14 protein-coding genes and 1 other annotated feature are annotated in these 17629 nt (G+C 45.9%); of the genes, 4 read left to right on the top strand and 10 right to left on the bottom strand.

Features of this window, described 5'->3' with window-relative positions:
• Positions 1 to 6: 6 nt before the first annotated feature.
• The 4 genes from CO692_RS10175 to CO692_RS10155 all read right to left on the bottom strand — a co-directional run bounded on the left by CO692_RS10175 (position 7) and on the right by CO692_RS10155 (position 3933).
• Positions 7 to 810: an amino acid ABC transporter substrate-binding protein gene (locus CO692_RS10175; protein WP_086293899.1), complete on the bottom strand. Its 804-nt coding sequence runs from the start codon at positions 808 to 810 to the stop codon at positions 7 to 9.
• Positions 811 to 823: 13 nt separating this feature from the next.
• A complete protein-coding gene (locus CO692_RS10170) occupies positions 824 to 1456 on the bottom strand; it encodes an amino acid ABC transporter ATP-binding protein (RefSeq protein WP_005227272.1) in 633 nt (210 codons plus the stop codon).
• A gap of 12 nt (positions 1457 to 1468) precedes the next feature.
• Positions 1469 to 2113: an amino acid ABC transporter permease gene (locus CO692_RS10165; protein ID WP_010748717.1), complete on the bottom strand. Its 645-nt coding sequence runs from the start codon at positions 2111 to 2113 to the stop codon at positions 1469 to 1471.
• A 304-nt stretch (positions 2114 to 2417) separates the two neighbouring features.
• Positions 2418 to 2652 (bottom strand) — a binding site (T-box leader).
• A gap of 126 nt (positions 2653 to 2778) precedes the next feature.
• Positions 2779 to 3933 carry a cobalamin-independent methionine synthase II family protein gene (locus CO692_RS10155; protein ID WP_185938602.1) on the bottom strand — a complete coding sequence of 385 codons (1155 nt, stop codon included), beginning with the start codon at positions 3931 to 3933 and terminating at the stop codon, positions 2779 to 2781.
• Between the two features lie 126 nt (positions 3934 to 4059).
• Between CO692_RS10155 and CO692_RS10150 the strand changes: the two genes are divergently transcribed.
• Positions 4060 to 4980, top strand: coding sequence for a LysR family transcriptional regulator (locus CO692_RS10150; RefSeq protein ID WP_005227268.1), 921 nt, complete (start codon positions 4060 to 4062; stop codon positions 4978 to 4980).
• Positions 4981 to 5100: 120 nt separating this feature from the next.
• On the opposite strand, the gene CO692_RS10145 is transcribed toward CO692_RS10150, so the two are convergent.
• The 5 genes from CO692_RS10145 to CO692_RS10125 form a co-directional block, all read right to left on the bottom strand.
• On the bottom strand, positions 5101 to 7467 hold the full coding sequence (locus CO692_RS10145) for a phosphoketolase (protein ID WP_096742179.1): 2367 nt from the start codon (positions 7465 to 7467) through the stop codon (positions 5101 to 5103).
• A 196-nt stretch (positions 7468 to 7663) separates the two neighbouring features.
• Positions 7664 to 9088: an L-arabinose isomerase gene (gene araA, locus CO692_RS10140; protein ID WP_096742178.1), complete on the bottom strand. Its 1425-nt coding sequence runs from the start codon at positions 9086 to 9088 to the stop codon at positions 7664 to 7666.
• Positions 9089 to 9107: 19 nt separating this feature from the next.
• Positions 9108 to 9803, bottom strand: coding sequence for an L-ribulose-5-phosphate 4-epimerase (locus CO692_RS10135; protein WP_096742177.1), 696 nt, complete (start codon positions 9801 to 9803; stop codon positions 9108 to 9110).
• 19 nt (positions 9804 to 9822) lie between these two features.
• The gene (locus CO692_RS10130) at positions 9823 to 11418 is read right to left on the bottom strand and encodes a xylulokinase (RefSeq protein ID WP_086293897.1); all 1596 of its coding nucleotides are present in this window, start codon (positions 11416 to 11418) and stop codon (positions 9823 to 9825) included.
• A gap of 4 nt (positions 11419 to 11422) precedes the next feature.
• Positions 11423 to 12529, bottom strand: coding sequence for a GntR family transcriptional regulator (locus CO692_RS10125; RefSeq protein ID WP_086293896.1), 1107 nt, complete (start codon positions 12527 to 12529; stop codon positions 11423 to 11425).
• A gap of 148 nt (positions 12530 to 12677) precedes the next feature.
• On the opposite strand from CO692_RS10125, the gene CO692_RS10120 reads away from it, so the two are divergent.
• The 3 genes from CO692_RS10120 to CO692_RS10110 all read left to right on the top strand — a co-directional run bounded on the left by CO692_RS10120 (position 12678) and on the right by CO692_RS10110 (position 15785).
• The gene (locus CO692_RS10120) at positions 12678 to 13532 is read left to right on the top strand and encodes an SHOCT domain-containing protein (RefSeq protein ID WP_096742176.1); all 855 of its coding nucleotides are present in this window, start codon (positions 12678 to 12680) and stop codon (positions 13530 to 13532) included.
• A gap of 331 nt (positions 13533 to 13863) precedes the next feature.
• On the top strand, positions 13864 to 14568 hold the full coding sequence (locus tag CO692_RS10115; protein WP_226818104.1) for a helix-turn-helix domain-containing protein: 705 nt from the start codon (positions 13864 to 13866) through the stop codon (positions 14566 to 14568).
• A gap of 107 nt (positions 14569 to 14675) precedes the next feature.
• Complete coding sequence (locus tag CO692_RS10110) at positions 14676 to 15785, top strand: ABC transporter ATP-binding protein (RefSeq protein WP_077453935.1); 1110 nt, start codon at positions 14676 to 14678, stop codon at positions 15783 to 15785.
• Between the two features lie 132 nt (positions 15786 to 15917).
• Here CO692_RS10110 and CO692_RS10105 read toward each other — a convergent pair whose 3' ends face one another.
• Positions 15918 to 17438, bottom strand: coding sequence for an alpha-L-fucosidase (locus tag CO692_RS10105; RefSeq protein WP_096742175.1), 1521 nt, complete (start codon positions 17436 to 17438; stop codon positions 15918 to 15920).
• Positions 17439 to 17629: the final 191 nt, after the last annotated feature.

Raw genomic sequence — 17629 nt, 5'->3', positions numbered from 1 at the left:
TTGTTTTTAGTTTGGTGTGACGTCTTCGCCAAACCACTTTTCAGAGATTTCAGCAAAGGTACCATTGTCTTGCAATTCTTTCAAACCATCATTGATTTTATCTGCCATGGCTTGATCGTCTTTCCGCACACCTACAGCAAAATCTTCTGCTTCAAAAGGGCTTTCGATTTCGTTGAAGTCAGCGGTTTTGCCTGTTTGAGTCAAATAATATTCTGCGTAGACGCGGTCGATCAAAAGACCGTCGATCCGACCGTTTTCTAGATCGATAAAGGCTTCATTAAAGCTGGCATACAAGGTTGCGTCATTGCCGTCTACGAGATCCTTCAAAACTTCCGGTTGGTTATTGAAGGTCTCATAACCAGAAGAACCTTCTTGGGCACCTAAGACTTTGCCCTCCATATCATCAAAGCTAGTAATGCCGCTTGATTTCGCTGTGACTAAGACTTGTTTGTTTTCCATATAAGTATCTGTAAACAATACTTTTTCTTCACGAGCTGCGGTCTTGGTATACCCGTTCCAGATCATATCGATGGTGCCATTGCTTAGTTCGGTTTCTTTCATGGACCAATCGATTGGTTGAAATTTGACTTTGGTTCCTGTTAGATCCAAAATAGCTGTGGCTAAATCCACATCAAACCCAACGATGTTGCCTTGGTCGTCTTTAAAGCCCATCGGTACGAAGGTATCGTCTAGGCCGACGATCACTTCTTCTTTGTCAGCGGCACTGGTTGTGGTGTCATTGCTGCTGCCGCACGCCCCTAATAAAAATACACTTGCTGCTGCGATTCCCGTCAATAGTAATTTTTTCATTTTGTTCTCCCCCTTATTCTCCTGCTACTTTTAATAATTGATCGCCGATATTTTCGGCAAAAACCAAATCATGGGTCACCACGATCTGGGTCACTCCTTCTTTTTTCAGATCCAAGATCAGCTGTTCGACTTGCTGTCTCAAGCCTGGATCTAAGGCGCTGGTAGGCTCGTCATAGGCCAACACTTTGGGATTCATCGCCATCGCTCGTGCGATAGCCACCCGTTGCCGCTGCCCCCCGGACAATTGGAAGGGGTATTGGGCTAGTAGGTCACTTAACCCTAGTTTTTCTGCCAACTGTTCGGCTTTTGCTGTATACGCGGCCTTGTCTTGTTTTAGCACCATTTTTGGTGCCAAAGTGATGTTTTCAAAAACCGATAAGTGGGGAAACAATTGGAAGTCTTGGAAGACGACACCGACGACTTGTTCTTGTTCCTTTGTGTCGGTGGGATCAAAGGCTTTGCCATCCAGTAAAAAGCTTCCAGAATCGATCGTTTCTAACCCTGCTAGTGTCCGAAGCAAGGTGGTTTTCCCGCCACCGGAAGGACCGACCACCGCTAAGATACTGCCGTCTTCGATCGTCAAGTCTAGCTGATCAATGACTTTTTTAGCGCCAAATGATTTTGATACTTGTTTTAGTTCTAACATACGTGGTTCCTCCTAACGGTAATAGTCCAGTTTGGTCTCGATTTGTTTTAACAATAACGTAAAGACGCCTGTCATCACCAAGTAGATCAAGCCGACCCCAACTAACGGAAGTAAGGTACTGTCTCGCTCCATGGCGATTTTCCCGATTCGCATCACGTCTGACAATCCTAAGATGTAAACGAGGGATGTGTCTTTGACAAGATTGATGACTTCATTGCCGACAGATGGCAGGGTGATCTTGACGACTTGTGGGATGATGATTTTTTGGATCGTTTGGATTGGGGACAAACGCAAGACTTTCGCGGCTTCGTACTGTCCGGCTGGAATCGATTGGATCCCCCCACGGAAAATCTCAGCAAAATAAGCAGCGTAATTGATAATAAAGGCGATCAAGGCTGCTTCAAAGCGGTCAAAGACGATCCCTAAGATCGGCAGACCGTAGAATACGAAGATCAACTGTAGCAATAAAGGCGTTCCTCGCATCAACCAAACGTAGACTTGCACGATCAATTTCAAAATACGCAGGCGACTGGCTAAAACAAAGGCCAACAAGATGCCTAAGGGAATGGACCCGATTAAGGTCAGTGCGAACAATTTAACGGTGATTCCAGTTCCTGAAATCAGTTGGGGCATAACATTGACTAAATACTCAAACATGGTGACTTCCTCCTTGATAGGTTTCAATTTCGATTAGCAGCGACACAGCTTAGCGACGGCTTCTCCGACGCTTATGTGGCGCTGCACGTTGGCTGGTGAGGGCAACTGGCAAATTTCATTTTTCTAAAAAAGAAAAACAAAAAAAGCGCACACTGGCATTTGCCAGAGGACGCTAGATACGTGGTTCCACCTCAATTTGCCTTTCCTTCACAGGAAAAGGCCTCGTGCAGTCTTTGTGATCCTTCCACTTTCGGTTTTCGGTGAGCCGCAAAAAAGAGAAAAAAACGTCCCCTAGCCATTACAGCTAAAGGACGTTATCAACGCGGTTCCACCTTTGTTTATCAGTGCTTCACAGCAACTGAACTCAGAAAGTCATCAATCAATGACTGCTGCTGTAACGGGCAAACCCGGTCTCTCCTACTTTTCTTTCGGAAAAACGACTCCAAGATGTGTTTCACAACCATGCGTTATCTCTTTGCACCAACCAGAGACTCTCTTCAAACAGCAAGCCTTGCTACTCTTCTTTTCGATGTCTATTTCATTAAGTTGTGTCTTACTTTACTCGCTCTTAAAGAAAATGTCAAACATTTTTTCTGAAATTTTCGAAACTTTGTCGCATGCACCGGTTTCGAGGGGAAGATTCAGGGAAAAGAAGACGCAGCTGCTTAACCGAAGTACGCTTCAGCTAAGGCTTGTCCTTGCTTGATTTTTGCCCACTGCTGTTCGGTCGAAAGCTCATTGCCGCAGTCACAAGAGGCAAAGCCGCATTGATGAGAAAGATAAAGCCGCTCCTTAGGAATGATTTGGCTGGCTTTGTCTAATAAAGCGATCACTCGCTCTTCATCGTCTAATGTGGCGGTTTTGCTGGATAATAAGCCTAAGACAACTTCCACTTCTGGACGATCTTTCAGCGCTTCTAAAGCCGAGATATCACCGGCACGGTCATCGTCCCACTCTAGGAAAAAGCGGTCATAATGCTGATCACGCAAGAATTTTTCGGCGATCGCTTTGTAAGTACCGCTGGCTGCCGCGCGGCTTTGGTAATTGCCGCGACAATTGTGGGTCCAGACTTTTAATCCTAATTCGTGGGCGTAATCAGCGACTTCGTTGTTGATCGCCACGAATTCATCTGCTAACGCTTCTAAGCCGTCATTGCCTTGGGTGAAGAAGCTCTTGTCATTGTCTTCGGCGAATAATTCCCATAAACAATCATCGAACTGAACGATCTCACCACCGGCTTCTCGGTATTCCTGCAAGAATTCCTTGTAGGCGTTAAGCAGCCCTTCCCGCAAGGCTTCTTTCGTTGGATACACCTGACCTTCACCAACGAGGTCGTTAAAGACAGTCAGCTCGGTAAAGGCGTGGGCAGCCCCCCAGACGGTGATCTTGACTGGCAGGTCGCCAGCTTGGCGTTTGGTTTCTTTAAACAATGTCAAGTAATGATGGTTTTTGCCAGATAATGGTTCTGTGATTCGGATGCCGATGTCTTTACGCGTTTCAAAATGTCCACCGTCTAAATCTTCAAAGGCATACCCATGATCGGAGATATAGCGCTCAACGCCTTTTAATCCCCAGAGAAAATCCAGGTGCCACATCGAGCGGCCATGTTCGCCATCTGTGATGACTGTAATGCCGTGTTCTTTTTGCGCTGCAATGATGTCAGCGATCGCTTTTGCTTCCGTTTCTTGGTAGCCAGGAAACGCATCATAAAACGGGTAGTGGATATCCTCCCGATGCTCGATTTGATTTTTGTAGTCCAATAAATCTTGTGGTCGTAACAATGACCCCACAAGCTGAAATTTGTCTGTTGCCATATCCATTCCTCCTATACAAAGTTTTCAAAATTGTTAGATTTATTCTAGCAAACATCTTATACTATAGATAATACTTATAAACTTATATATTCCATAGGCAATACCTATAACACAAAAAGGAGGTTGCTTCCCATGCGTATCCAGCAGCTTGAATATTTGGAAAAAATCGTAGAGACCGGCTCTTTCAATGAAGCCGCCAAACAGCTTTTCATCAGTCAGCCCTCCCTCTCTCAAGCCATGAAAGAGTTGGAAAAAGAATATGATCTGCAGCTGTTTTACCGCAGTAAATTAGGGGTGACCTTGACCGATGATGGCCGTTCCTTTCTCAACTATGCTCGAAATGTTTTAGACCAAGTCAATCTCTTGGACGAACGCTTTCGCAAAGACAGCCATCGCAAGCATGTTTTCAGTGTTTCCGCGCAGCACTATGCCTTCGTCGTCCACGCCTTCGTGGAGCTGGTCAAACAGTTAGGGGAAGATGAATTTCAATTCACCTTGCGGGAGACCCAGACACAAAATGTACTGGATGATATCCAGACGTTTAAGAGCGAATTGGGGGTCATTTATCTGAATGATTTCAACACGACGGTCCTCACCCGTTTGATCCACGAAAAAGACCTGCAATTCATTCCTTTATTTGAAGCCAAACCCCACGTCTTCATCGGCCGAGAAAATCCCCTGACTCAGAAAAAAAGCATCACATTAGCTGATTTGGAACCATATACCTATCTGTCGTACGAACAAGGGGAAACCAATTCCTTCTACTTTTCTGAAGAGATCTTAAGCACTTTACAGCGCAAAAAACACATCCGCATCAGCGATCGTGCCACGATTTTCAATTTGATGGTGGGTCTCAATGGCTATACCATCAGCTCTGGGATCATCAGCAGTGAGCTGAATGATGAAAAAATCGTTGCGATTCCTTTGGAAGTCGATGATGCGATGACCCTAGGTTACCTCAAACACAAGAAAATGGAACTGAGTGAGATGGCTTTGGACTATCTCGCCTTGTTGAAACAGCATATCAAAAATTACGGTTTCGATGTCTTTTAAAAAAAATGATCCGCAGACAGTCGGTCGGGCTTCCTTGGTAAGGCGTCCCGACCCTGTTGCGGATCGTTTTGTACTTATTTTGTTCTTAAACTGTCTTACGTTGGCGTTGTGGAGAATAAATCAACGCAATGGTTTCCATTCCCACTCTTCGACTTCAGCGATATCATAGCCGTTTTCTCGAATAAAGTCATGGTGATACGCAACGATGTCTGCCATTTTTTTGGCAAAGTCCGTTGCTTTTTCTCCATAGACCCATTCGGCGGCGTCTTTAGCTAAGTGGAAGCGATCCAATTCAGAAAGGATCCGCATATCAAACGGTGTCGTGATGTCGCCATTTTCTCGGTAGCCATGAATATGAAGCTGTTGGTTGCGACGGCCAAAGAAGATGTCGCGAATCAGTCCTTCATACCCGTGGAAGGCAAACACGATCGGTTTGTCTTTCGTAAAGTAGGCTTCGAATGCTTCATCGCTCAATCCACGAGGATCGACTTCTGGACGACGCAATTTCAATAGATCGACCACATTGATGAAGCGGACTTTCAACTCTGGGAAGGCTTCAATCAGCAAGGAAACAGCAGCTAAAGCTTCCAAATTTGGTTCCGTCCCGGCAGCTGCGATCACAATGTCCGGTTCTTGTCCTTCATCCGTCGATGCCCAGTCGATGATTTTCAAGCCATCTTTGACAAGCACTTTCGCTTCATCCGCCGAATAAAACTGCGGACGTGGGTGTTTCGAAGAGACCACTAGATTGATCTTTTCTTCAGAAGCGAGTGTTTCAGCCATGACAGCCATCAAGCTATTGGCATCGGCTGGCAAGTAGACCCGCACAAAGTCGGCTTTTTTCTCTGCAATATGGGTCATGATCCCTGGATCTTGGTGGGTGTACCCGTTATGGTCTTGTTGGAAGACTGTCGATGAAGCAATCAAATTCAATGAGGGGTATGGGTTGCGCCAGTCAAGATCATGGGCTTTTCGTAACCATTTGAAGTGTTGCGTGATCATAGAATCAACGACTCTTAAGAATGACTCGTAGCTGGCAAAGAAGCCATGACGCCCCGTCAGTACATAGCCTTCCAAGAAGCCTTCTGCTTGATGCTCTGATAATTGCGAATCAATCACACGGCCCACTGAAGACAGCCATTCATCATAATCAGGATGTTTTGGCTCCAACCATTGGCGGTCCGTGACTTCAAACACATGGTTCAACCGATTGGATTTGGCTTCATCTGGGCCAAAAATGCGGAAGTTGTCAGGATTTTCTTTGATGATGTCACGGGCAAATTTTCCGAAGACCATCATATCTTGGGCAGTCGTTTCCCCTGGTGTCTCGATCGCAATGGCATGTGCTTGCCAATCTGGCAAGTGTAGCGGTTGCGGATCGATCCCCCCGTTAGTGATTGGGTTGACAGCCATCCGCTGCTCCCCTTTTGGCGCCAATTCTTGAATCTCAGCTTTGATGCGGCCGTTTTCGTCAAAAAGCTCTTCTGGACGATAAGACTGCAGCCAATCCGTCAAAGCATCCACGTGTTCCATATGTTTCGCATTGACCGGGATCGGCACTTGGTGAGCACGGAAGCCCCCTTCAATCGGCTCGCCATCCCAGACTTTCGGTCCAGTCCAGCCTTTTGGTGTGCGAACGATCAAAACAGGCCAATGAGGCATAGCGGCTTCTTCCGCAGAACCTTTGCGGGCTTCTGCTTGGATCGCGTGGATCTGTTCGATGGCTTGATCCATCTTCTGTGCCAATTGCGGATGAACGGCTTCTGGATCGTCGCCTTCTACGAAATAAGGGGTCCAACCCATGCCTTCAAAATATTTCGTGAGATCTTGATCGCTTTTACGAGCCAAAATCGTTGGATTGGCAATTTTGGCGCCATTCAAATGCAAAATAGGCAAAATTGCGCCATCATTGACTGGGTTGATAAAGGTATTTGAAAACCAGCTGCCCGCTAATGGTCCAGTTTCGGCTTCGCCATCACCGACCACTACTGCTGCAATGACATCGGGATTGTCTAAAATAGCTCCGGTAGCGTGGGCGATGGAATAGCCTAGCTCGCCGCCTTCATGGATCGAACCTGGCGTTTCAGGTGCCGCATGAGAAGCGATCCCACCTGGGAAAGAGAAGGTTTTGAATAGATGTTTCATCCCTGCTTCGTCTTGGGTGGCTTTTGGATAGATCTCGCTGTAGCTGCCGTCTAAATAAGCATTCGCAACCATGACTTGTCCGCCATGGCCTGGTCCTTCGATATAAAACATGTTAAAGTCGTACTTATTGATAACGCGATTGAGATGGGTGTAAATAAAATTTTGTCCGGCGATCGTTCCCCAGTGACCAATTGGATTCACTTTCAAATCCTTTTCTTCGATGGGGCGGCGCAATAAGGGGTTGTCTTTCAAATAGATCTGACCAACGGAAAGGTAGTTGGCTGCTCGCCACCAAGCGTTCATTTTCTGATAATACTCTGGTGTATCGTAGGTTGTCTTCATTGTGCTCCTCCTTTTAGTCCATTGTTCCACTCTTACATAAAAGTCTATGCCCCCTATATTTAAAAGTCAATTTTGCTGATTGCTGGTGATTTCAGGGGTCTGCTTGTCCGCACTTTACAGCCAGAAGGCAAGAAAGCTTAAGAAAAACGCAAAGAAACCGCCGGCATCGCCAACGATTTCTTTTGTGATTAGGTACTTATTTGATCGTTACGTATTCTAATCCTACAAGCTTCGCCCATGTTTCGATCTGGTCAGAATTTAAGACAAGTGAGACAACGGTGTGATGGCCACCGCCTGTTTCGATCCATTGTTTGACGCCATCGTGGAAGTTTGGTTTTGGCGTCCACATTACTCGTGCAACCGGTAGTTTTGGTGCTTCTTCAGTTGGCTCAAAGGCATCGACTTCATTGATCAATAATTTGTAGTGGGTGCCAAAGTCGGCCATCGAAACCACGACACCTTCGCCGCCTTGGCCGTCAAAGACGAGGCGAGCTGGGTCTTCACGATCCCCCATCGACAATGGCGAAACCACGATTTTGGGTTTATTGGCTGCTAATACCGGATCGACTTCCATCATATGGGATTGCAAGATGGCTTCTTTTCCTGGGGTCAGCTCATAGGTGTAGTCTTCCATAAAGCCAGTCGCTTTATTGTGGGCCATGATTTTCATCAAGCGGTCAATAGCGGCTGTTTTCCAGTCCCCTTCACCGGCAAACCCATAGCCTTCTGCCATCAAGCGTTGTACAGCTAAACCAGGCAACTGCTGCATACCATACAGGTCTTCAAAGTTCGTGGTAAATGCCGTATAGCCGCCTGCTTCAAGGAAGCGGCGCAGACCGATTTCTTGTTTGGCTTGGGCTTTGACATGACGTGCCCACTCTTCTTTGTCGTAATCGCCATAATCGAAATCATATAGCTGGCTGTATTCTTCAAAGAGTGCATCGACTTCTTCGTCAGTCACCGCATCGACGACTTGTACCAAATCGCCGATCCCAAAATAATCAACGGTCCAACCAAATTGGATCTGTGCTTCGACTTTATCGCCTTCCGTCACCCCAACGTTACGCATGTTGTCGCCAAAACGAGCGACTTTGATTTGGAAGCTTTCATTGTAGCCGACTGCCACATCCATCCAAGCAGCGATTTCTTTTTGGATGGCTTCATTTTTCCAATAGCCGACAACGATTTTGTTTTGCTTTTTCAAACGGGCATTGATAAATCCATATTCTCGGTCACCATGAGCGGCTTGGTTCAAGTTCATAAAGTCCATATCGATGGTTTCCCATGGAATTTGTTCATTGTATTGAGTGGCAAGGTGTAGCAATGGTTTTTGTAATAATTTCGTGCCGCGAATCCACATTTTTGCTGGTGAGAAGGTGTGCATCCAGGTGATCACCCCAGCGACTTCATCCCGATAGTTGACTTCTTTCATGATTTTCGTAATCGTATCGGCAGTAACAGCGAGTTCTTGTAAAACGACTGGATAAGGCAGCTTTGAGCTGTCATTTAAGCTTTTGACCATTTCTTCTGCATGGCCCCGTACTTCTTGTAATGCTTCTTCTCCATATAAGTGCTGTGATCCTACGACGAACCAAAATTCTTTTTTCCCGATTTCTAACATTCTGCTTGCTCCTTTTTCGTTATTTTTGCCCGTAATAGGCATTTTCTCCATGTTTGCGTAAATAATGTTTGTCTAAGACCCGCTGCGGCAATTCGGGTGCGTAACTGTTCAGCTGGCGCGTGATAAAATTCATCTTGGCGACTTCTTCTAAGACCACTGCGTTCATCACCGCCGCATCCGCCGTTTTGCCCCAGGTAAACGGTCCATGACCGTGAAGCAAGACACCAGGAATTTCTTCTGGCGTGATGCCGCGTTCCTTAAAGGTTTCGACGATCACCTGTCCTGTTTGTGCTTCATAGCCTTCATCGATCTCGGCTTGCGTCAAAAAGCGGGCACAGGGGACTGCTCCATAAAACGTATCGGCATGGGTCGTGCCCATCGCTGGCAGATCGAGTCCTGCCTGAGCCCAGCTCGTCGCCCAAGTAGAATGGGTATGGACGATCCCACCAATTTCTGGAAATGCTTTGTATAAAACGGCATGCGTTGGCGTATCGGAGGAAGGATTTTTCGCTCCTTCCACTACGTTGCCCTCAAAATCACAAACCACCATATCACTGGATTGCATGGTTTCATAGTCAACACCGCTAGGTTTGATGACAAACAACTGCTGTTGGCGATCCACTGCTGACACATTGCCCCAGGTGTATTTGATCAATCCTTGCTTCGGCAATGCCAAATTGGCCTGAAAGACTTCTTCTTTTAATCCTTCTAACACAAAATTCCCTTCTTTCTTTTTAAATCAACGCATCGATTGCCGCTTGCTCGATCGGCAACCCTGCTTGGTAACGTTGGGTAAAGACGGTGAACCCCTGAATGTCGGCTTCTGTCGGGGCTAACGTCACGCCGTGGTCATTTTTAAACACTTGATCTGCTAAGAATGCTGCCAAGGATTGTTCTGGCGTGTGACGGCGAAGGTATGCTGCTAAAAGGGCGATCCCCCAGGCGCCGCCTTCACCAGCCGTTTCCATGACCGTGACTGGGGCTTCCATGACAGCTGCCAAGACACGTTGGGCAACTTCTGGCGTCTTGAAGATCCCACCGTGACCAACGATTCGATCAATGGCGACGTCTTCGGCTTCCAGAATCTTCATCCCGATCTTCATCGCACCAAAGGCACTAAACAGATGTAAGCGCATGAAATTTGCTAAAGTAAAAGAACTCTCTGGCGATCGGACGAAAAGCGGTCGTCCTTCAGGGATCTTAGTGATATTTTCACCAGAATAATAGCCATAAGAAAGCATCCCGCCACAGTCTGAATCCCCTTTCAATGCTTCGTTGAATAAGGTCGCAAACAATTCTTCCGTGGAAAGTTTCATTCCAGCTGCGTCGGCAAATTCGCGGAAAAGTTTGACCCAGGCATTGATCTCCGAGGTGCAGTTATTCGTATGGACCATCCCCACCAAATCACCAGAAGGCGTCGTGACCAAATCGATCTCTGGATACACTTTAGTTAAGGGTTCTTCTAAGACGATCATGGCAAAAGCCGACGTCCCGGCTGAAACATTCCCGCTTCGCTGTGCCACACTATTCGTGGCAACCATGCCAGTGCCCGCATCACCTTCTGGCGGACATAACGGGATGCCAGGTTGCAAGGTACCAGTTGGGTCGAGTTTTTTTGCCCCTTCTGCCGTCAATGTGCCGGCTGGTTCGCCTGCTGTCAACACTTGTGGCAAAAGGTCTTTGATCTGCCAAGGATACCCCTGACTGCTGATTTGTGCATCAAATTGCTGCAGCATATTCGCATCATAGTTTTTTGTCGTACTGTCGATTGGGAACATCCCAGATGCATCGCCGATTCCGATGACTTTTTCCCCTGTCAGCTGCCAATGGACATAGCCGGCTAAGGTAGTGAAAAAAGCGACCTCTGGGACGTGGGCTTCTTGATTCAAAATCGCTTGATACAAGTGCGCGATACTCCACCGCTGTGGGATGTTGTATTGGAACAATGCCGTCAAGGCTTTTTCTGCTTCTTCCGTGATCGCATTGCGCCACGTCCGAAAAGGGACCAACAGCGTGCCTTGCTGATCAAAGGCCATATAGCCGTGCATCATTGCAGAAAAACCGATACTGCCGATCGTCGTCAAAGGCACCTCGAATTGCTGCTGGATGTTGTGCGCTAACTCTTGATAGCTGGCTTGTAGTCCTTGCCAAATCGCCTCTAGTGAGTAGGTCCAAATCCCTTGTTCCAATTGATTTTCCCATTCAAAGCTGCCGGAAGCGATCGTCTGAAACTGCTCATCGATCAAGACAGCTTTGATCCGTGTCGAGCCTAGCTCGATCCCAAGAGACGTGCGCCCGTCAATAATTGCTTGCCTTACTTGTTGCGTCATCTTCTTACTCTCCTTTTTGGTTATTGACTGAACCGCGAACGATCAGCTCCGGTTCAAAATAAAAGCGTTGCGCTTCTGTTGCCTTACCTGTTGTAATCCATTGTGCTGCCAATTCCCCCATCGCTTCTTTCGGGTGAGTCAGTGTGGTGATCGTCGGTGTCGACAAGGTGCTAAGGGGCGAGTCATCGTTGCCCACGATCGAAAAATCAGTAGGAACGTTCTTCCCAACAGCCGTCAATGCTTGAATCAAGCGATGCGCGATCTCATCGTTGTAACAAACGATGCCTGTGACTTGATTATCGGCAGCCGTCAAGCGCTGGATCGCTTGTTCAATAACGGCTTCTTTCGTCTCCGTCGTATACGTCAAGACGTCTTCTGCTGCAAACGTCCGCTTGGCTTGGGTCAACGCTTTGACAAACCCTTTCATCCGATATTTCCCTTGTAAGTCATCGATTTTCGTGATCATCATCAACTGCTGATGCTGTTGCTCTAATAGATAATTGGTTGCTAAAAACCCAGAACGTGTATCGTTGACACAAATATGCGGCAAGTCTAGTTCTTCGTAATAGGCATTGATCATGACGAGAGGAATCCCAGCTTCTTGAAGGGCGACATAATAGGCAAGATTCGGGTTGTACTGGCTGCTCTTCGTTGGTTCAACGATCAACCCGTCTACCCCTTGATCCATCATTTGCTGCAAGCACGCTCTTTCTTGCTCATGATCGTTGTTGGTTGAGCCTAAAAGCAGTGAGTAGCCTTGCTCCCGCAATGTCTGCTCCACGCCGCGCATGATTGAGGGGAAGATATAATCAGACAAATAGGTCATGATGATCCCGATTGTTTTGCGATTTTTATGATTGACAGTCTCAGGTTTTGAAACGTAGGTGCCTGAGCCCCGTTCTTTTCTTAAATAGCCTTCATTGACCAAAACAGCGATCGCTTGGCGCACCGTGTGGCGGCTATAATGAAATTCTTCCTGTAAGGTTGCTTCTGAAGGGATCGCATCGCCTTCTTGATAGGTGCCTAAGCGGATCTTTTCTCTTAAGATATCCGCAAGTTGTTCGTACTTATTCGCCATTTTAATCCCATCTTTCAAAAGTTGTCCGTACATCTAAGATACCAAGAAACCGTTTCCGTGTCAATTGTTGCTATTGCATTTTTCTAAAAAAACCTAACGAAAAGAAGGCAAATGATAAATCCCCCTTATTTTCATCAGAATAAAACGAATCAAAATACTATTTGATGTATAATTGAATAAAATGTCGCTTATTACGTTTAAGGAGGCAAGTGTTTTGACGAGAACACCTAATGAAACCTACGAGGAACCCATTATTTTGTATTCAAAAAAATATCGAGAAAATCGCAGACATGATGCCAGCTGTCGTTGGCTCATTACGAAAAAAGGCGTCTGGATAAACAACACCCATCCAAAAATCCCAGATGAAAAGATTCCCATGGCAAAAATTGCCGATGTGGAATTACATATAGGCAAAGGTCTCTTAGTGGACTACCTCCGACTGTGGGTACCTGGTGATCCTCATCTGCTTTATTTCACCAATCGAATCGATGCCCAAAAAGCCTATGAATTTTTAACGGATCATTTGGCAGCACTTGGTGGGCAATCAGCGAAAAGTTACGTGGATGAAGAGGCTGGAAAAATCAAATTACTTTCCTATCATTATCGTGATGCTTGGATCATTGAAGAAGATACCCTCACGATCCTCGACTACAAAAAGAAAGAAAAGCAGGTTTTGCAGATTCCCCAGATCACCAGTGTCAATCTGAAAGAAGTTGCCGAATCTGGTCTTTGGAAAGGCAATGGCTTCTTGGAACTGTATATTGGCGGCGGAGCGATCAGAGAAACCCATTCTCGCAGAAGGACGGAACCAAACCACTCCCTTTGCTTTGCAAAAAAAGTCCTGCTGATTGCTCGGATCATACAGCGCTATCTCACTAACTTCCCCCGTGAACATGCGATACTGCCCCCGCAACCAACTGTAAACCCGACGGCACAGGTCATTGCTGAACTACGTGAACTAAAAGTATTGGTTGACGAAGGAATTCTGACTGAAGAAGAATTTGCCTTCAAGAAAAAACAACTGTTAGGATTATAGAAGCAATCACTTCGGAGAAAAAAGCCGCCCTCCTGCCATGAGAAGGCAGAGCTTTCGGTGAAGGGCTGTGCTTTTTTCCTGGGAAAATTTTGAACGTTTTTTTTAGAACATGCTATACTAAATGAAGAATACGTAGAGTATCTCAAAGGAGGTCTTTCTCATTTTTTCTTTTGATGACATCAAAGCGCGTTTCCCCCAGGCAACGCTGCATGACAAAGTATCCACAACGAAGGACATCGAATCCATCGCTTTCGGCAAAAAATATATTTGGCTGCCAACTGACCAATTAAGTGACAGTGAAAAACTGCTGATCCAACTGGGAAACGGCTCTTTGCAACCAGAAATCGATAACCGAAACCATCCATGGTATCCGATTTTATTTGAACATCAGCCCGTTCAAGAGCCAGAGTGGATTCGCCTGCTGCAAGTTCATTTCACCCGAACCATCGACTCCTTACAATCCGAATGGCTCACAGAGATCCAGCAAATGCTCCCTAGCGTGGTGGATCTTTTTTTCCTCACCGAAAACCATGCGGTGATCGTAGAAAAACAAGATGGTGCCAATTTGCCCATCGAAGATCTTGACGGCTTATTCGTGGCTTTGGATATGGATTTCGACTGCTATTCTCAGCTATTCGTCGGTCCCTTCCATCACCCACGCCACGACTTCACTACCTTATGGACGAGTGAATCTACCCTGTTCAAAAATGAGTTAAAAACGAAAACTACCAGTAAAAGTATGGATCTGCCCAAAGTGGTCTTCTCTCTTTTTCGCAATGGCTTTTCCGAGTATATTTCCTTGTTCCGTACCTTGTATCTAGATTGGTTTGAAGAAGAGACCGAAACGATCATTCAATCACTGTGGCGCAATCAAGGCAATGCGAGTTCTACTGCCAAAGAACTGTTTATGCATCGGAATTCTCTCCTATATAAGATCGATAAGTTTCAAACACTGACGCGCTTGAATTTAAAAAATATGGATGATCTTTTGCTTTGCTATTTACTGATCGACCAATTCACCCATCAGAGCAATTAAACAACCTGCACAAGAAAACGTTTTTTTCTTGTGCAGGTTTCCGTTGCGCATTCGAAGCGTTTTCATTTATGCTATTCATGTAAACTAAATGGAAAGAGGTAATCCCAATGGTAGAAATGGCCTTAAAAAATATCCACAAAAAATATGACAATAATGATGCATATTCGGTAACTGATTTTAATTTAGATATCGCTGATCGCGAATTCATCGTTTTCGTCGGACCTTCTGGTTGCGGAAAATCCACAACCCTTCGAATGATCGCTGGTTTAGAAGATATTTCTGAAGGCGAATTGAGCATCGGTGGAAAAGTAATGAACGATGTGGCACCAAAAGACCGCGACATCGCGATGGTTTTCCAGAACTACGCATTGTATCCCCATATGACTGTTTTCAACAACATGGCATTTGGTTTGAAATTGCGTAAATACGACAAAGAAGAAATCAAAAAACGGGTAGAAAATGCCGCTGAGATCTTAGGATTAACAGAATACTTAGATCGTAAACCAGCTGCCCTTTCTGGTGGTCAGCGTCAACGGGTTGCCCTAGGCCGTGCCATCGTTCGTGATGCCAAAGTCTTCTTGATGGATGAGCCGTTGTCAAACTTAGATGCGAAATTGCGGGTTGCCATGCGTGCGGAAATCGCAAAATTACACCAACGTTTAGAAACAACGACAATCTATGTAACCCATGACCAAACAGAAGCGATGACCATGGCTGACCGGATCGTTATCATGAAAGATGGCTTCATTCAACAAATCGGTTCACCAAAAGAAGTCTACAACACGCCGAAAAATATTTTCGTTGCCGGCTTTATCGGTTCACCAGCAATGAACTTCTTCAATGTTACGTTGAAAAACGGCATGATCTCTGATGGACAAAGCTTGAACTTACGTATTCCTGAAGGCAAGAACAAGGTTCTTGTGGAAAAAGGTTACGAAGGCAAACAATTAGTCTTTGGTATTCGTCCAGAAGATATCCACAGTGAACAAATCGCATTGGAAGCTTCTCCTGAAGCAACTGTACGTGCTGAAGTGGTCGTATCTGAACTATTAGGTGCAGAAACAATGCTTTATACACGTGTAGGTGCGACTGAATTTATCTCGAAAGTTGATGCCCGCGACTTCCACCGTCCAGGTGAAACAGTTGATTTAGCTTTCAACATCAACAAAGCACACTTCTTCGATAAAGATTCAGAAAATGTCATCACACTTCCTTAATTTGTAGTTACCATGCACTGTTCTCGGATTTGCCCCCTAGGCAGTCGCATTTAACTAATATCCACTTTTATTCCTTATTTGTATCCCCCAAAAACAGACAGTCAGCCGACTGTCTGTTTTTGGGTTGCTTTTTTATTCTTCCTGAGGCACATAACGAGCGGCCATGGTTTGAATGATCGGTGTTTGCCGAACTTGAGTAAAAACGATTTTGACAGCAGACACGCCGACCGCTTCAAAGCTGATGATTTTTTGATAGCCGATCGTCACTATTTCGGTCAGTAACTGTGGTCCTTCTGCCGTTTGCAGAAAAATTTTTGCTTTTTCTACCCGTTGCCCATATTGAATCGCTTCCTTCAGTACAAGTGTATTGATGACGACCGGTTCTGAAAAATGTAGGGTCAGCCATGGCCGTTTGTCTTCCAGGTCCGGTTTCCAATACTGGTCAAACGCTTGAGATAGTTGGAGCTTATCCATTCTGCTGGACACACTGGTTGAAGAGCTCGCAAACGTGCCGGTCCTTTCAGTCGTCACCTCTTTCAATTGTTTAATCGAGTGACCTAATTGCTGCAATGCCTTTTGATCCGTTGGATGGATCATACCATCCGGCATCGGCGGCACATTAAGTAGAAAAGAACTATTGCCCCCAACGCTCTGCTTGTAAAAGGACCAGAGCTCAGCGCCGCTTTTTACTTGCTGGTCTTCTGATGGATGATAAAACCAGCCGGGGCGAATTGATAAGTTGACCTCAGCAGGGTACCAAGCCAATTCAGCAGCTTCTTTAATGCCGTACTTTTTCAGCGCTTGTCGGCTTCCTAAATCCATTTCCATACTGGAGATCGATTGCCGAAACGCTGCGCTATCGACTTTTTGCGAATGACTCGCTGTTTTTTCAGCATCCTTTAATGCTGCTGGCACCACACTCCATTCTTGAAGTCTGGTTTGCCCCGCTTCGTTTCCTACCCAGCGGACATCCGGTCCGCAAATCGCAATCACCGCATTGGGTTGAAGCTCTCGAATCACTTGATAATACCGTTCCCAATCATAGTTTTGGCGTTTTCCATTGGGCCCTTCACCATTGGCGCCATCTAACCATATTTCGAATATATCACCATAATTGGTTAAAAGTTCTGTCAACTGCGCCGTATAAAAATCATCATAGGCTTGCCCCATTCCATAACAAGCTTCATGCTGATCCCAAGGCGATAAATAAATGCCGAATTTCAGGTCTGCTTGACGGCAAGCATCAGAAAGTTCTTTCACTAAATCACCTTGACCATTGCGCCAGGCCGTTGAAGCGACTGTGAAAGCAGTATGCTGGCTTGGCCATAAGCAAAAGCCGTCATGATGTTTGCAGGTCAAAATGATTCCCTGCATACCGCTTTGCTTCATTGTGGAAACCCATTGATGACAGTCTAGCTTTTGCGGGTCAAATACCGTTGGCGACTCATTGCCGAGCCCCCATTCACGATTGGTCATCGTATTGAGACCAAAGTGGATAAAGCCATAAAATTCCAACTGCTGCCACTGTAGTTGTCGTTTACTGGGGCGAATCTGGGTAAGTTCTGCTGGTTCGATAATCTGTTCCTCCATTCTATGAGTTGTTTGCTGCTTTAAGGAAACAGATACAAGATCGATTCTTGACTGTTTCCTCATTGGAAAAGATCCGCCGCCTTTACTGTACTTTCGCCACCTGTCCACTCACTGGCAAACAAAGCTCAAGAACTGACCGAAGCAGCATTCAATCGACGGTTCTTCCCTATCAGGTGATCAAACTACTTTACGATAAAAAGAGTAGTGCTTGCTTGGGGGATTCGCAAGGCACTACTCTAAACAACATATTCAAA

Source organism: Enterococcus sp. FDAARGOS_375 (assembly GCF_002393265.1).
Classification (GTDB): domain Bacteria; phylum Bacillota; class Bacilli; order Lactobacillales; family Enterococcaceae; genus Enterococcus_D; species Enterococcus_D innesii.
Note: the sequence above shows the minus strand (reverse complement) of the source record. Positions and strands in the feature narration are given on the sequence as shown.